This window comes from Prochlorococcus marinus str. NATL2A, assembly GCF_000012465.1.
GTDB lineage: Bacteria > Cyanobacteriota > Cyanobacteriia > PCC-6307 > Cyanobiaceae > Prochlorococcus_B > Prochlorococcus_B marinus_B.
Map to the genome: position 1 here is coordinate 378,427 of NC_007335.2, position 13,482 is coordinate 391,908.

Sequence of the window (13,482 nt, forward strand, 5' to 3'; positions counted from 1 at the left end):
TTAAAAATTAAAATCCTGATCACAAAAATCGTTAATTAATTTAAATTCAAAATCAGTTTCAGGGAAATACCAACTTGTCCAGTAAGAATTAATTAATGTATTGTTTAAAACTCTCTTTTTGCAGCTAAGAGCTAAATAGAAAGTTTTATTTTTCTTTGTTTTTGATTGAGCAATATAGTTGCCATCAAAATATGTCCAATCTGACCAATTGATCATTAATGATCCATATTTTATCCATTTTAAAGGTTTATCTTTTCTTAATCTTAATTTAATATTAGGCTTGATTTTTATAGGATCAGTTAATTTATTTAAAGTCTTAAGTTGCTCTATAGGTATTTTGTGCAGATATGCGATGGTTGAAAGATCTTCTGTCTTAGTGGTTTTATGATAAAAAACTTTTTTACTTGCTACTTTAATATTTTCAATATTAATTTCTTTCTTATATTTAGCTCCTTTTGGTAATAAGATAATCTGATTAAGTTTAAGATAAGAATCTTTTCTTAGATTATTCACGGAAATAATATCATTTAGACTTACGTTGTAATCTCTTGAAATCTTGTAAAGAGTATCTCCTTCTATCACTTTATAAGTTAGGTGTTCATTCTTTTTGTGTTTATCAATTCCTGTATGAGGTATAATTATAACTTCACCTTCTATTATTTTTGTAGCATCATTGAGATTGTTTTTATACATTAGTTCTTTTAAAGTAACTCCATATTGCTTGGATATTTTGAAAAGGGTGTCCCCACTTTTTGCGACAATTTTTGTTTCTGAACTAACTTTTAAAGGAAATATTGATAAGAGAAATATAATGCTATTTATATAAAATAAACCGATAGGTGTTTTTATATTTTTGATCATCTCTAGGCTAATTGATTATCTATTTTATAGATATTAAATTTACTTTAACCTATTAATTTATTAAGTAAAGACAAATCTAACTTATAAGGAGGGTATCTGAAGTTTAGATCTAACCAAAAAGGTCTTTTTAGGACTGATTTGTAATGAGTAAAGTTATCAAAACCTGCTTTGCCGTGGTATTTCCCCATGCCACTTGTTCCGACGCCTCCAAAAGGCAGTTCAGGTATCCCTGCCTGTAGAACAACATCATTGAAACAAACACCTCCTGAAGAGGTCATAGAGAGTACTTTACCTTGTTCTTTCTCACCTCCTCCAAAAAGATATAAAGCAAGGGGTTTAGGCAATAACTTGAAATCTGAAATAGCTTGGTCGAGATTTTTAATACTTAAAATAGGCAGCAATGGGCCAAAAAGTTCTTCCTTCATAAGAGGATCATTTCTATTGTCAATTTTGATCAATGTAGGGCTAATTCTTTTCTCTTTTTCATTGCTATCTCCTCCATAGATTATCTGGTTATTCTTTTTAGCTTGTGTTAGTAAATTATTAAGTCTATTAAATTGCTTTTCATTGATAATGCTCCCCAGATGTTTTGAATCTAAAGGCGTATTTCCGTAGAAATCATTGATCGAATTTATTAAATTAGAAATTAATGAATCAAAAAGTTTATCCTCAACCAGTAAATGATCCGGAGCAATACATGTTTGACCAGCGTTTAGACTTTTTCCCCATATAACTCTCTTTGAAGTTACTTCTAGATTTGCACCATCGATAACAACAGCTGGGCTTTTGCCACCAAGTTCTAAAGTTACTGGAGTGAGGTTTTTTGAGGCGGCTTCCATTACTTTTTTCCCTATATTTTCTCCACCTGTAAAAAAGACGTGATCAAATTGTCGAGTCATTAAATCAGCAGCAATATTTCCATCTCCTTCAAAAACTTGCACGATCTCTGGTGGGAAATATTTTTCTATAAGTTTTTTTATCAGATTTGAAACGTTAGGAGCATGCTCTGATGGCTTTAAAACAGCAGTGTTTCCAGCGGCTAATGCTCCTACTAGTGGTTGAAGGGTAAGCGAAAAAGGATAATTCCATGGCCCAATTATCAAAATGCAGCCCAACGGATCCGGCTGGACCAATGCTTGAGCTGGTTTAAGAGAGACAGGCACATTGATTTGCCTCGTCTTCATCCAATTAGATAAACTTTTCTGCGCCAGTTTTATTTCTTGCTTTACTGCAATAATCTCGAAGAACGCTTCTGTAGCTGGCTTCCCTAAATCTTGACTTAAGGCTTTTAATATTTCTTGCTGATGATTTTCTAATAAAGTTGATAAGGATTTAAGCTGTGCCCTTCTCCATTTCTCATTTCTTGTTTTGCCTGATAGAACTAGATCTTGTAATTGATGAAGTACGAAATTTTCTAATGACATTGCTCATTACGATTTTCAATCCTTCTAACAAAATAAATCATAAGTTGAGGCTAAGGTCAGAGAAGATATTCCTATAAGTATTTTGACTTAGTCTTTGACTTCCGTATTATGAACAGCTGCAGTGTTTTTTCTTGATTCTTGATAATATAAATTATGAAAACTTCAAAGATAAATGGATATTCACAGTAAACAAGAAGAGAAAGATTTTTGAGTATTATTTACGAGTTACTTTTTTTGTATATCGGGCCTAAGATAGCAATCCTTACAAGTGAAAGATTGATTAATCATTTGTTAGTAGTCATTATATTCTCTTTGGCTTTTATAGGTGTTGCCGAGGTGATGTACTGGTTATATAAAAAAGAATATCTCAGAGCGAAAGCTAAATATCTAAGAGAATTAATAGATCAAAAAAATGATTTGAGTAGTTTAAATGAGCCTTTCTATGCATGTGTATATGAGAAATGGAACTCCGGAGAAATGCCTTTAACAGAAGCTAATACAATGTGCAGTCTAAAGTTTGAACATAATTAGCAAGTCTTCTAGAGATTGTTAATAATTTTATTGCTGTAAATTTAAGATAGAATTATATTCTATTATGAAAAATATTTTATGACTAACAAGTTTATTATTAGTAAATATTTTAGTTATGTAATAATAATTTTCTTCGTTGTTATTTTAAGTATTACTTTTATTCACTTGGATGTTAATATTATTGCTGATTTCTTTTATGATATTGTTAGCAGTTTAAATACGAATAACTTTTTCAGCTTAATATTAATTTTCTTATTATTTATATTAAGATCCACTAGTATCATAATACCAGTTTTACCTGGAACAATATTTTCCGCTGCTGCTGGGTTTCAGTTTGGCTTTACGCAGGGGTTAGTTATTATATTTTTTGCAGATTTTTTCTCTTGTTCAATATCATTTTTATTGGCTAGAAAATTAGGAAGAAAATTTATTACTAGATTACTTGGTTCAAGACAAATGAGAAGAGTTGAAAGCATTAGTCAAGATTATCTAGAAAATAATTATTTCCTTATGACAGCTCTTTTGATGTCAGGGTTCTTTGATTTTGTTTGCTATGCCATAGGACTGACAAAAATAACATGGAAAAGGTTTATGCCTGCTTTAATTTTTAGCATAATAATCTCAGATTCACCCTTTGTCGCCAGCGGTGTTGCCGCAAGAAAAATCAAGGATATTGGATTAAAAAATTTTTTACAAAAAATATTAAATGGAGAATTAGATACGATTTCTGGAAATTATCTTTTTCTATTCATAACATCGTTTTTAATAATATTTAGTTTGGCAATGATAAATATATATTTACAAAAAAGACCTAATATTATTAAGTAATTTATTGGTTAAAAAAAGCCCCTTCAGGGGCTTTTTTTGATTTGGTTATAGCTGCTAGCTTTGGTAAGACTTACCTCTATAGGTAAGTTGTACATGCTGCTTTTCTACAGCTGCTTTTTGCTGATTGTACTTAAGACCTCTGTAGGTTAAAGACATTTTTTTTCTCCGAAATATGCTCAAGTCCCCGTTCCTTGGCCTGAGTCAAACTGCGGCTCATCATTTGATGAGTTGAACGTTTTTTGTAGTTTTCGCTACACAATAATCATAAGCCTATTATCCTTTCCTCGGTGTTCAGCTTGTTACATAAAGCTTATTGTCCTTGCTGAAGTGAACTTTCTAAATTCTTATGATCTGTGACAGTTGAAAAACTTTACTGCTTGTTGCTTTCATTGGTATTAATCAACTTAATATTTATATGTGAGGAGTTGAGATCCTCCGCAGTGGAAACAAGGAAACACTTGCGACTGATCTCACAAAAAACCGCCTTGTTCAGAACGGGCGGTTTTTTTGTGCCTATTAATGCTCGTATCCAATATTGTTTTCAGGATTAGTAATAAAGAGAATCATTTGAAAGACTAGGTTTGAAGGTAATGAAATTTTTTTAAGAAGCAAAAGAGTTATGCCCTGCGTCACATTGAACTTCTCCTTCTTCTTAATCATGTCTTTTCTCCCAAAATTTATACATGTTGGAGAATTGTTTGCTCCTTTCAACAATAAAGGCATAAGAAGAATTTGCCTCCTTTTGGTCATTAGGAATTTCTTCTGATGCAGACCCTTTGTGGATTTGATTAGAAAGTCAAAAGCAGAACAACTCCTCATACAATTCGTTCTGCAAATGAAGAGAGGGACTCAAGGTCGCTGATGCAGTAGGGTCCCTTTCTTAATGCAATTAAAATGAGTTAAATCAATCTCATTTGTAGTGAGTATCTCCTGAATAAGATTGAGTTCCTATCTCTGATGGTGGATTATTGCCGAAGTCATCAACTAAGGCATCTGCTTCACTAGTGAAAAGTTTAGAAAACCATTGTCTAGCTCAATGATTGCAGTCCAACCTTTGTCTCTTTTTCTAGTCATAGAGATACCTCGTAGGAAGTAAGAGAGTGTTTGTTTGCCCCCTTCGAGTCCATCAGCCTTGGCATTGAACTAATTTACTAGTGTTCTCATTTTTACTCCTCTTAAGTGGACATCGATAGGGCTGAGGCCACCAAAGTATTTCTACGTTTTGGTTGGCTTCGTAGATCTTTTTTGGTAAGTGTAGATGTAAATCAAGATTCATAGCACTCTTGAAGATATAAAAAGGCAGATCTGTTAATGACACTAGGGAGAAATCTCACACCTCCTCATGTGAACAGAGAAAACTTTTTGTTCGGTCTCTGCAACGGTCCGAACAACCCCAACCTCTGATTCATTTCAGGAGTTTTTCTTTATGAGGCCAATGAGAGTTAATACTTTAGGGCTTTTATCCTATAGATATTTTCAATTAAGAGGAGTAGATATAAATCAAAGCACTATTAGGAGGTTAAACCATGACATGCGGCAATCCTTTTAAACATGCAATCGAAGACGTAAAGGAAACATTCTCGAAATCTTGTGGGGTTCCTATCCAGGGGAACGATTGGTGTGGTCTGGTTTCTAATTATGAAACTGATTTTGATGAGGTCGATTACGAGAATGAGTGTTTGCAGTTTGGTATCTGCTCAATGGACTACTAAAAAATCCAACTAACAGGAGGTCTAATTATGCCAGCAACCCGTAGTTTCAGATCTAATGGATCGAATCCCCTTTCATCAGTCTTTCTTTGGTTTTCTGTTCTTTTGATCTCGCTTGGAATGCTTCCACACTTAATTCCTTATTACTTTCAGTTGAAATATTGAGGTCACAAGAATGATTCTCGATCTTCTCAAACTAATCCTCAGAAAGCACAAAGATTATTGGATCGTTGGTTAAACAGGAGTTTTTTCTCATGTTCACCTGATCTGAATTTGTTAGAAATGAATTAGGAGTTCTAGCACTTCCGATCCAGTAGATGGTTGCTTAGTCAGGGTGGAAAGTTCAGATGGATAGAAAAGTGCTGAACTCAAAAGGGGCGACCAAAATCTCGCCCCTTCTTTAATGGGAAAAACCAGTCGCTTGACTAACCAATACTAATTAGTATATTTGTATTAGTCGAATCCCCGTCGCAAAAGGCAAAGAAACCACCTGCTCGCTGGTGGTTTCTTTTTTCTTTAATTAGGAGAATGAACCAACCAGTAAGAGAAGTATTGCCAACTCCAGCAGGATGGTTGGTCGCACCTGCCAGAGACTTTTGTTTGTTTTTTATTCGTGACCCTAAATCTGTCATGGTTGCACCGACTGTCTTAACTCAACTTTGGTATTGCACCGAACAAGGTATCCCAATCCAATTGAAAAATACAAGAAGACTGGACTATGAATCTGCACATGAAACTTGGAATGAACTGCTATCTAATGATTGGGAATTAGTTGAACATCAGATTAATGATGCAGCTGCCTAGCGGGAACATTGACCTAGGAATATCGCGACTAGGTGCAAGAATATCTACCTATTACTTGACCCTGCTATTTAATTTCGATACCTTCGCAGCTTGACATCTTTGATTGACACTAATCGAATATATATCCGATGAGACGACTTGCTAAATTTTTTTAAGGGAGTACTAGATCTGTTGAAAGTCTATTTTTTAGTGCTTTTTATCCACTCGTAAATTCACTTCCTATTTGTTCAAATGCCTCAAATTACACATCCTGATTCACTGAGTTGCTCCGATCATATACATTTTAGAAAATTGTCTTCTGATTCACAGCAGCTAGAAGCTCTTATACAAAGTTTTGCAGACAGGTCTCAAAACAAAACATTTTTACTAGCCAACACCACAAATGATTTCTTGGCTATCAGACCAAGTTGTAACCCAATAATCGCGAAGGGTCTTGCAGGAATGTATGACAGTGATGATTTGGTTATTGAACTTTCCGAATTAGTCAAGATTCATCGGCTTGAGGCTGATTCTGATTGGGGCTTTACTGCATTTACCTTGAAAGAGGTGTTTAGCTACAAAGGTGACCTGAATAATGATTTATCTATTTATTCATTGATTTTCAAGAAAATTGATGGCATATGGAAGATTGTATGGATGCAAAGATCACAAGGAACTACGGATATTTCAACGTGGGACTAACTGATACAACAGCTTCTGAAAGTGATATGGCTTTTATTTCTTGAATTTTAGAAGCTGTTTAATAACGGCTTTAACACTAAAAATCCATCTACCAGCTCGTGAAGAAGAAGTGAGGGATTTAGTTAAAAGTTCTATTTGTTCTTGTCTCTCTTTGTATTTAATTTCCAGTTCGGTTTTTGCAATAGCAAGGCTTTGAGTTTGAATTGGGCAATCATTTTCTTTATCCCAGTTATCGATATTTGCTTCTAATTCATATATGTCCATAGTTCTGTACTTACTGATAAGTGTTTGTAAATTATCAGGTTCGAAACTCATGAAAAGTGACTTATTTGGCCTAGATTTGATTATCGAAATATAGCCTCTAAACAAAATATCAATGGTGGGTAAACTCACTCGTGTTCGGGCTATTTATACTTATTAGAGTCATCAATAGATCTAATCATTGAATAAATATCTCTCCAATCAGTTGCTGTCATTAGTGTTTAAGACTTATTTTTATTGATTATTAGAAGAAGCCGTACCCGACCGTATCTTTGCGCTACAAAGTTAATACTTTACATTTGTTCACATCAACGCAATTCCAGTAATGACAACTTCTTCCAACGCAGCTTCTTCTCAGGTAATCACTGAGTACGGCAAGCAAAACATCTTTGGCCGTGAAACACAGCCACAGCTTGTAGAGGACTACACCAGCTATCCAGAAGAAGCTGAGAAGACAAATGGCCGTTGGGCAATGATCGGGATGGTCAGCCTTTTGGTTTCATACTTCACAACAGGTCAAATCATTCCTGGAATTTTCTAAACCAATAACTACTAATAAGTAACTATTAAAAACAATGCAACCATCTAACAAAACAATCCTAGAAAGAAGCATCGGCAGACCAGCCATGATGGCATTCGTTCTTCTAACAGGTATCTACCTAACAACCGGTCAACTTATCCCAGGTGTTGTTTAATGAAAAACCAAACGACTGAAACTCCAAGAGTAGAAGAAGGCAAAGTCATTGCAGAAAGACTCAATGGCCTAGCTGCATCCATTGGCTGTTTAGCCCTTGTTGGTGCATATCTAACAACAGGTCAAATTATCCCAGGTGTTGTTTAATGACTACTCAAAACAACAACAACAGAAGAAACATTGATCCTGAAAAGGTAACTGCAGAAAGACTTAACGGCTATGCAGCATTGTTTGGATGCATTGCTCTAGTTGGTGCTTATGCAACAACAGGTCAAATCATTCCAGGTTTCGTGTGATGAACAAAGAAACTAACTACTGGAAAACAGCCGAGCAAATGAATGGCCGCCTTGCGATGATGGGCTTCTTTGCGGCTGTGATTAACTACGGATTAACAGGCTGGATCATCCCAGGAATTGTGTAGTCCTACCTTTCAAATCAAATAAAAAAAAGGCCTCTTCTATGTCATTACGGAAGGGGCATTTTTTTTGCTTTTAATTTTACTGAATGATCGTGTTTATATAACATGCCCTTTTTGGAACACCAATTTTTGACAATATTTAAGAGATTATTTTTGTTGTTGCCATCTTGACCTCGGGTGTATCAGAATAGTTATACAGAACAACTCCTCACACATAGTTCTGTGCCGAAAGAGCATCCAATTGGGTGCTTTTTTAGTGCCTGTGCCAATCAATAAACCCTCCTATTAGGGGTTTATTCCTAAGCCTGTTCAGATAAATTCATTTTGTGAGGAGTTGAGATCCTCCGTAGTGGAAACAAGGAAACACTTACGCCTGATCTCACGAAGAACCCGCCCTAGCAGAACTGGGCGGTTTTTTTGTGCCTTTCTTAAAGTGGTCTAATGATATTTCCACCCCCACAAGTTGTTTTTGGCCTTTTGCTTTTAAGCATTGCAGCGACTTTGATTTTTAATGTCAGATACAACCCCTTCGTAAACAGTGAAGATGATATCTAATACAGCAATACATTCGCCTTAAAAAAAGATACCTTTTGGGTCCTATTGATTGCGATTAAATCTCTTTGATGTCCCTCCGACGATGCCCTCGTCGGGACCACCACTCACAACACCTGATAGTGCCTGACAAGAGTTGGTAACTGGAAAGTCGATATTTTTAGAAAATGTCCAACTTATGTACAACTTTTTTAGAAAAAATTAAGGGGTGGCATTAAAAAAAAAGATTAGACATTAGTAGGTCATATGAAATTAATGATTGGACATTTATTTGTATGCCGTTTTTTTGGATTAAAGGACATAACCAAATTGGATGACCTCAATCAAGTAGTTGATTGGCAAAATAGTTCGTTTTATCAAGCAACTAATCAATCATCTAGCGTTATTAGTTAAGTATCAATAATCTCAGGAAGAGGTCAAACTGGCACTTGTAGTATTAGTAGAATTACTTCATACACAAGTTCTTAGAAAATAATGGAATCCAGTGATAAAGATCAAGGGAAAAAGAATATACCTAAAATCCAAACATTTACTGTTCCATTTGCTTTAGGTGAAATCCAAGAAAATATAACTATTACTACTAATACTCCCGCTAAACCATCTAAACCATCTAAACCATCTAAACCATCTAAACCATCTAAACCATCTAAAGAACAAATAATTAATCAAGCAATTCAGTTTCATCTACGAGGTAATATTCCAGAAGCAATAAAATATTATGAATATTTAATACAGCAAGGTTTCAAGAACCACAATGTTTTTTCTAATTATGGACTCATATTGAAAGATCTAGGAAAATTAAAAGAAGCAGAAATATCAACACGCAAAGCAATTGAACTCAATCCCAATTACGCAATAGCATTTTCAAATCTGGGAACGATATTGAAAGATCTTGGAAACTTACAAGAAGCAGAAGTATCCACTCGTAAAGCAATTGAACTCAATACTAATTACGCAGAGGCATATTTAAATCTGGGAACGATATTGAAAGATCTTGGAAACTTAAAAGAAGCAGAAATATCAACACGCAAAGCAATTGAACTCAATCCCAATTCCGCAATGGCATTTTCAAATCTGGGAACCATATTTATAGATCTTGGAAACTTACAAGAAGCAGAAGTATCCACTCGTAAAGCAATTGAACTCGATCCCAATTACGCAGAGGCATATTCAAATCTAGGAAATATATTGAAAGATCTTGGCAACTTACAAGAAGCTGAATTATCACTCCGCAAAGCAATTGAAATCAATCCTGATTTCGCAGAGGCATATTCCAATCTTTCATTATTAGAACTTCTAAAAGGAAATTATGAATCTGGTTTAGAAAACTATGAGTTTAGATCTCAAACCAAAAAACCTGCTATTACTCACGCAAATATAAAACTAAAAAAAATCAATAATGAAAAATTAGACAAAGGAAACAAACTTTTAGTTGTTAGCGAACAAGGTTTAGGCGATACGCTTCAATATATGCGATACATACCTTACCTACGAAAAAAAGATTTTGATATTTCTTTTTGTGCTCAAACAAAACTACATTCATTGATCCAATCATCATGTATTGATCTAAATCCATTAACTCCAGAACAAGCAAGCTTAGTGTCAGAAGGTGAATGGGTTCCATTATTATCTTTACCTAAATATTTAAAAGTAAGGCCAGAAAATCCAATCGTTTCTGAGCCATATATTTCATCAAATGATGAATTAAATAAAAAGTGGAAAGACATTCTATCTAAAGAGAAAAGACCCATCATTGGTATTAATTGGCAAGGAAGTCCAGAAATAGAAAAAAGCGTTTATCAAGGACGTTCAATTCCTTTAGACATATTCTCAATCCTTCTTAAAGAAAATGATATAACAATGCTTTCTTTACAAAAAGGATTTGGTTCAGAACAATTAAATGATTGTTCATTTAAAAATGAGTTTGTTGAATGCCAACCACAAATTGATGCGACTTGGGATTTTCTTGAAAATGCTGCCATTATTGAAAACTGTGATTTGATTATTACTTGTGATACTTCAATTGCTCACTTAGCTGGAGGAATGGGAAAGAAAGTTTGGTTACTGCTAAAAGATATTCCTTTTTGGACTTGGGGACTTGAAAGGGAGAATACATTTTGGTATCCATCGATGAAATTATTTCGACAAAAAGAGCGACATAATTGGCAAGAGGTTATGGATAGAGTATCAATCGCAATTACAAAAGAAATGAAAAAAAATGACTAAAAAATTGAAATCCTTATCTTCTATTCTCGCTCCAGTCTCTTTAGGAGAATTAATCGATAAAATCACGATTCTAGAAATCAAACAAATACATATGACTGGAATAAAATTAAAAAATGTAGATAAAGAACTAAAACTACTAAGAAAAATACTTCAAGATGAAAATTTGGAAATTGATATCGATTTAATTAATAATCTCAAAGAAGTAAACAATAACCTTTGGGAAATAGAAGATAAAATAAGGATAAAAGAGAGCAATCAAAAATTTGACAAAGAATTTATTCAAATCGCTAGATCAGTTTACAAAGAAAATGATAAGAGAGCTTCTATAAAAAAAAGACCCCATTCAGGGGTCTTTGACTCTACTTAGGTGCTCTTGGTAGAGGGTCTGAGTGCCCTCGTCGGGACTTGAACCCGAGACCTCTCCCTTACCAAGGGAGTGCTCTACCGCTGAGCTACAAGGGCTTGTGGAAAGATGGGCCGGGTTGGATTTGAACCAACGTAGGCGTAGCCAGCGGATTTACAGTCCGCCCCCATTAACCACTCGGGCACCGACCCGTTCCACTTGATGAGATTAACAGTAAATGGTGCCACTTTTCTCGAATTTGTTGGTCCTTTGTGTTCTGAATCGATACGATCATGAAAGATGTTTAACTTATAAGGACTATGGATCTTTTACTTATTAATGGTCCAAATTTAAATCTTGTTGGGAAAAGGGAACCATCCATATATGGATCCCAAACTTTAGAAGACATTCAAGCAGAATTATTGACTTTAGCTAGTGAACTTGATGCAAAGCTCAAATTCTTTCAGAGTAATTCAGAGGGCGAGATGATTGATTGCATTCAAAAAAGTGTTGGCTCCATTGACGGAATATTGATTAATGCAGGCGCATATACACATACCTCTATTGCTCTTAGAGATGCTTTATTAGGAGTTGCTATTCCTTACGTTGAAGTACATTTAAGTAATATCTATTCCAGGGAAGAATTTCGCCATAAATCATTCCTTTCAGATAAAGCATTGGGTTTGGTTTGTGGCTTTGGAGCGAATAGTTATCAACTTGCTTTAGAGGGGATAGTTTCTTATTTAAAGCGAGTCTGAGAAGTTTATGAATAATTCAAAATCTCAAGTTGCAGGGCCATCAAAGATTCGCTGGCTAATAAATAAAACTTCTGAAGATTGGATAGATCTTGCAATTTCTAACCCGATGGAAATTCTTTTGGATCATGCACATTGTGAAAGGAAGGCTGCTGGAGTGGCTCTACAACTTATGTTTCGTTATGTCAGTGAACCTGGGCTTTCAGAGGTACTGAGCCCATTAGCGCGAGAGGAACTTGAACATTTTGAGAGAGTTTTATCTATTTTAAATGCTCGTGGACAAAAACTTCAAAAATTAGCCTCACCTCCCTATGGATTGACTCTGGCAAAAAATATTTGCAAAGATGAACCATTGCGAATGTTGGATAGCTTTCTTGTCGCCGGACTTATTGAGGCAAGGAGTCATGAAAGAATGAAATTGTTGTCTATACATTCCCCTGATGTAGAACTTCGTGATTTATACGCCGACTTACTCAAAAGCGAGGCTAGGCATTTTGGAATTTATTGGAAGTTGGCAGATGAACGCTTTGAAAGAAATCTTCTTACCTCTAGGCTAGAAGAATTAGCTAAGGTTGAATCTGATGCTTTATTGGAAATGCATCATCAGCCAAGGATGCATAGTTAATTATCTCTTTTAAGTAGACAGAAGTTATCCAATCAAATGAAAGTTTTGACTATTGCTGGCGTAGGACCAGGTGATCCTTCTTTGTTAACTTTGGCAGCAGTTGAGGCCATTCGAGAATCAACAGTTGTTTCTTATCCAGTCTCTACTAGAGGAGGAGATAGTCTTGCTGAAAAAATTGCTTCAAAATGGATAACCAAAGATAAAAAAAAATTACCTTTATACTTTCCCATGGTTGACGATCAGAACACTTTAAAAAGTGCATGGCGAGTTGCCGGGAATGATTTAATGAAGATGGTTGACAAAGGTGAAAGAGTTGTTTTTCTTGCTCAAGGAGATATCTCGCTTTTCTCGACAGGTTCTTATCTTTCAAAGGAGTTAGAAAAATATCATCCAGAGTGCGTTGTTAAATTAATTCCAGGTGTGACATCTTTTTCTGCCGCCGCTGCGAAAAGTAAATTACCACTTGCTTTTCAAGAGGAAGAATTACTTGTCTTACCTGTCCCAGACTCATATGACGAGCTGAAGTCTATTTTGTCTGATGCAGCGTCAAAGAAAAGGGTAGTTGTTTTGCTCAAGCTTGGTAAAAAATGGGAATGGGTCAAACTTTTGCTTGAAGAACTTGATCTAATAAAAATTTCTATATTTGCAGAAAGAATAGGATTTTCAGATCAACAAATACTTAGGGCATCTGATCTGCCCTCAGGGACTAGGCCATATTTTTCTTTACTGTTGATTCGACAAAGTTGGCCTTTGACAATGCCCTAAAACTT

The 13,482-nt window shown here is 35.1% G+C and carries 21 protein-coding genes and 2 tRNA genes; 15 read left to right on the forward strand and 8 right to left on the reverse strand.

Annotation, left to right across the window (positions count from 1 at the left end; all coding sequences use genetic code 11):
• A complete protein-coding gene (locus tag PMN2A_RS01975) occupies positions 1-861 on the reverse strand; it encodes a lytic transglycosylase (RefSeq protein ID WP_011294342.1) in 861 nt (286 codons plus the stop codon).
• A gap of 44 nt (positions 862-905) precedes the next feature.
• Positions 906-2,285, reverse strand: a complete 1,380-nt coding sequence (locus PMN2A_RS01980; RefSeq protein ID WP_011294343.1) for an aldehyde dehydrogenase family protein — start codon at positions 2,283-2,285, stop codon at positions 906-908.
• A gap of 234 nt (positions 2,286-2,519) precedes the next feature.
• On the opposite strand from PMN2A_RS01980, the gene PMN2A_RS01985 reads away from it, so the two are divergent.
• Both PMN2A_RS01985 and PMN2A_RS01990 read left to right on the forward strand, forming a co-directional pair.
• Positions 2,520-2,816: a hypothetical protein gene (locus tag PMN2A_RS01985; RefSeq protein ID WP_225866319.1), complete on the forward strand. Its 297-nt coding sequence runs from the start codon at positions 2,520-2,522 to the stop codon at positions 2,814-2,816.
• Between the two features lie 78 nt (positions 2,817-2,894).
• Positions 2,895-3,644: a TVP38/TMEM64 family protein gene (locus PMN2A_RS01990; protein ID WP_011294345.1), complete on the forward strand. Its 750-nt coding sequence runs from the start codon at positions 2,895-2,897 to the stop codon at positions 3,642-3,644.
• Positions 3,645-3,698: 54 nt separating this feature from the next.
• Here PMN2A_RS01990 and PMN2A_RS10050 read toward each other — a convergent pair whose 3' ends face one another.
• Together PMN2A_RS10050 and PMN2A_RS01995 are read right to left on the reverse strand one after the other, a co-directional pair.
• On the reverse strand, positions 3,699-3,800 hold the full coding sequence (locus PMN2A_RS10050; RefSeq protein WP_071813615.1) for a DUF4278 domain-containing protein: 102 nt from the start codon (positions 3,798-3,800) through the stop codon (positions 3,699-3,701).
• A 360-nt stretch (positions 3,801-4,160) separates the two neighbouring features.
• The gene (locus PMN2A_RS01995; RefSeq protein WP_011295020.1) at positions 4,161-4,394 is read right to left on the reverse strand and encodes a hypothetical protein; all 234 of its coding nucleotides are present in this window, start codon (positions 4,392-4,394) and stop codon (positions 4,161-4,163) included.
• 776 nt (positions 4,395-5,170) lie between these two features.
• On the opposite strand from PMN2A_RS01995, the gene PMN2A_RS02000 reads away from it, so the two are divergent.
• The 3 genes from PMN2A_RS02000 to PMN2A_RS02010 all read left to right on the forward strand — a co-directional run bounded on the left by PMN2A_RS02000 (position 5,171) and on the right by PMN2A_RS02010 (position 6,838).
• The gene (locus PMN2A_RS02000) at positions 5,171-5,356 is read left to right on the forward strand and encodes a hypothetical protein (RefSeq protein ID WP_041700523.1); all 186 of its coding nucleotides are present in this window, start codon (positions 5,171-5,173) and stop codon (positions 5,354-5,356) included.
• Positions 5,357-5,881: 525 nt separating this feature from the next.
• Positions 5,882-6,157, forward strand: coding sequence for a DUF1651 domain-containing protein (locus PMN2A_RS02005; RefSeq protein ID WP_011294346.1), 276 nt, complete (start codon positions 5,882-5,884; stop codon positions 6,155-6,157).
• A 231-nt stretch (positions 6,158-6,388) separates the two neighbouring features.
• Positions 6,389-6,838, forward strand: a complete 450-nt coding sequence (locus PMN2A_RS02010) for a DUF3804 family protein (protein WP_011294347.1) — start codon at positions 6,389-6,391, stop codon at positions 6,836-6,838.
• Between the two features lie 33 nt (positions 6,839-6,871).
• Here PMN2A_RS02010 and PMN2A_RS02015 read toward each other — a convergent pair whose 3' ends face one another.
• Positions 6,872-7,153, reverse strand: a complete 282-nt coding sequence (locus tag PMN2A_RS02015) for a hypothetical protein (protein ID WP_144043254.1) — start codon at positions 7,151-7,153, stop codon at positions 6,872-6,874.
• 271 nt (positions 7,154-7,424) lie between these two features.
• Between PMN2A_RS02015 and PMN2A_RS02020 the strand changes: the two genes are divergently transcribed.
• From PMN2A_RS02020 to PMN2A_RS02040, 5 genes are read left to right on the forward strand one after another with little or no spacing between them, the layout of a single operon-like run.
• Positions 7,425-7,640: a high light inducible protein gene (locus PMN2A_RS02020; protein WP_011294349.1), complete on the forward strand. Its 216-nt coding sequence runs from the start codon at positions 7,425-7,427 to the stop codon at positions 7,638-7,640.
• A 34-nt stretch (positions 7,641-7,674) separates the two neighbouring features.
• Positions 7,675-7,794, forward strand: coding sequence for a high light inducible protein (locus PMN2A_RS02025; RefSeq protein ID WP_011294968.1), 120 nt, complete (start codon positions 7,675-7,677; stop codon positions 7,792-7,794).
• Positions 7,794-7,940 carry a high light inducible protein gene (locus PMN2A_RS02030; RefSeq protein ID WP_011294350.1) on the forward strand — a complete coding sequence of 49 codons (147 nt, stop codon included), beginning with the start codon at positions 7,794-7,796 and terminating at the stop codon, positions 7,938-7,940. Before PMN2A_RS02025 ends, PMN2A_RS02030 begins: the two co-directional genes overlap by 1 nt.
• Positions 7,940-8,089 carry a high light inducible protein gene (locus PMN2A_RS02035; protein ID WP_011293952.1) on the forward strand — a complete coding sequence of 50 codons (150 nt, stop codon included), beginning with the start codon at positions 7,940-7,942 and terminating at the stop codon, positions 8,087-8,089. Before PMN2A_RS02030 ends, PMN2A_RS02035 begins: the two co-directional genes overlap by 1 nt.
• A complete protein-coding gene (locus PMN2A_RS02040) occupies positions 8,089-8,214 on the forward strand; it encodes a chlorophyll a/b-binding protein (protein ID WP_011294351.1) in 126 nt (41 codons plus the stop codon). Before PMN2A_RS02035 ends, PMN2A_RS02040 begins: the two co-directional genes overlap by 1 nt.
• Positions 8,215-8,808: 594 nt before the next feature.
• Here the strand turns inward: PMN2A_RS02040 and PMN2A_RS10405 are convergent.
• Positions 8,809-8,949, reverse strand: a complete 141-nt coding sequence (locus tag PMN2A_RS10405; protein WP_187146455.1) for a hypothetical protein — start codon at positions 8,947-8,949, stop codon at positions 8,809-8,811.
• A 288-nt stretch (positions 8,950-9,237) separates the two neighbouring features.
• On the opposite strand from PMN2A_RS10405, the gene PMN2A_RS02045 reads away from it, so the two are divergent.
• Both PMN2A_RS02045 and PMN2A_RS02050 read left to right on the forward strand, forming a co-directional pair.
• Positions 9,238-10,989, forward strand: coding sequence for a tetratricopeptide repeat protein (locus PMN2A_RS02045; RefSeq protein ID WP_011294352.1), 1,752 nt, complete (start codon positions 9,238-9,240; stop codon positions 10,987-10,989).
• Complete coding sequence (locus PMN2A_RS02050) at positions 10,982-11,356, forward strand: DUF6165 family protein (RefSeq protein ID WP_011294353.1); 375 nt, start codon at positions 10,982-10,984, stop codon at positions 11,354-11,356. The genes PMN2A_RS02045 and PMN2A_RS02050 overlap by 8 nt, the downstream gene beginning before the upstream one ends.
• Before the next feature lie 23 nt (positions 11,357-11,379).
• Here PMN2A_RS02050 and PMN2A_RS02055 read toward each other — a convergent pair.
• Positions 11,380-11,451 (reverse strand) — tRNA-Thr (locus tag PMN2A_RS02055).
• Positions 11,452-11,462: 11 nt separating this feature from the next.
• A tRNA-Tyr gene (locus tag PMN2A_RS02060) sits at positions 11,463-11,544 on the reverse strand.
• Between the two features lie 108 nt (positions 11,545-11,652).
• Between PMN2A_RS02060 and aroQ the strand changes: the two genes are divergently transcribed.
• From aroQ to cobI, 3 genes are read left to right on the forward strand one after another with little or no spacing between them, the layout of a single operon-like run.
• A complete protein-coding gene (gene aroQ / locus PMN2A_RS02065) occupies positions 11,653-12,090 on the forward strand; it encodes a type II 3-dehydroquinate dehydratase (protein ID WP_011294354.1) in 438 nt (145 codons plus the stop codon).
• A 7-nt stretch (positions 12,091-12,097) separates the two neighbouring features.
• Positions 12,098-12,712: a tRNA-(ms[2]io[6]A)-hydroxylase gene (locus tag PMN2A_RS02070; RefSeq protein ID WP_011294355.1), complete on the forward strand. Its 615-nt coding sequence runs from the start codon at positions 12,098-12,100 to the stop codon at positions 12,710-12,712.
• A gap of 36 nt (positions 12,713-12,748) precedes the next feature.
• Entirely contained in the window at positions 12,749-13,477 is a 729-nt protein-coding gene (gene cobI, locus PMN2A_RS02075) for a precorrin-2 C(20)-methyltransferase (RefSeq protein ID WP_011294356.1), read from the forward strand.
• The last annotated feature ends 5 nt before the right edge of the window (positions 13,478-13,482 follow it).

Bases quoted from the DNA above. Each gene is read 5' to 3' on its own strand.
- PMN2A_RS01975 (WP_011294342.1), bottom strand. From the start codon at position 861: ATGATCAAAAATATAAAAACACCTATCGGTTTATTTTATATAAATAGC.
- PMN2A_RS01980 (WP_011294343.1), bottom strand. From the start codon at position 2,285: ATGTCATTAGAAAATTTCGTACTTCATCAATTACAAGATCTAGTTCTA.
- PMN2A_RS01990 (WP_011294345.1), top strand. From the start codon at position 2,895: ATGACTAACAAGTTTATTATTAGTAAATATTTTAGTTATGTAATAATA.
- PMN2A_RS10050 (WP_071813615.1), bottom strand. From the start codon at position 3,800: ATGTCTTTAACCTACAGAGGTCTTAAGTACAATCAGCAAAAAGCAGCT.
- PMN2A_RS01995 (WP_011295020.1), bottom strand. From the start codon at position 4,394: ATGACCAAAAGGAGGCAAATTCTTCTTATGCCTTTATTGTTGAAAGGA.
- PMN2A_RS02000 (WP_041700523.1), top strand. From the start codon at position 5,171: ATGACATGCGGCAATCCTTTTAAACATGCAATCGAAGACGTAAAGGAA.
- PMN2A_RS02005 (WP_011294346.1), top strand. From the start codon at position 5,882: ATGAACCAACCAGTAAGAGAAGTATTGCCAACTCCAGCAGGATGGTTG.
- PMN2A_RS02010 (WP_011294347.1), top strand. From the start codon at position 6,389: ATGCCTCAAATTACACATCCTGATTCACTGAGTTGCTCCGATCATATA.
- PMN2A_RS02015 (WP_144043254.1), bottom strand. From the start codon at position 7,153: ATGAGTTTCGAACCTGATAATTTACAAACACTTATCAGTAAGTACAGA.
- PMN2A_RS02020 (WP_011294349.1), top strand. From the start codon at position 7,425: ATGACAACTTCTTCCAACGCAGCTTCTTCTCAGGTAATCACTGAGTAC.
- PMN2A_RS02025 (WP_011294968.1), top strand. From the start codon at position 7,675: ATGCAACCATCTAACAAAACAATCCTAGAAAGAAGCATCGGCAGACCA.
- PMN2A_RS02030 (WP_011294350.1), top strand. From the start codon at position 7,794: ATGAAAAACCAAACGACTGAAACTCCAAGAGTAGAAGAAGGCAAAGTC.
- PMN2A_RS02035 (WP_011293952.1), top strand. From the start codon at position 7,940: ATGACTACTCAAAACAACAACAACAGAAGAAACATTGATCCTGAAAAG.
- PMN2A_RS02040 (WP_011294351.1), top strand. From the start codon at position 8,089: ATGAACAAAGAAACTAACTACTGGAAAACAGCCGAGCAAATGAATGGC.
- PMN2A_RS02045 (WP_011294352.1), top strand. From the start codon at position 9,238: ATGGAATCCAGTGATAAAGATCAAGGGAAAAAGAATATACCTAAAATC.
- PMN2A_RS02050 (WP_011294353.1), top strand. From the start codon at position 10,982: ATGACTAAAAAATTGAAATCCTTATCTTCTATTCTCGCTCCAGTCTCT.
- aroQ (WP_011294354.1), top strand. From the start codon at position 11,653: ATGGATCTTTTACTTATTAATGGTCCAAATTTAAATCTTGTTGGGAAA.
- PMN2A_RS02070 (WP_011294355.1), top strand. From the start codon at position 12,098: ATGAATAATTCAAAATCTCAAGTTGCAGGGCCATCAAAGATTCGCTGG.
- cobI (WP_011294356.1), top strand. From the start codon at position 12,749: ATGAAAGTTTTGACTATTGCTGGCGTAGGACCAGGTGATCCTTCTTTG.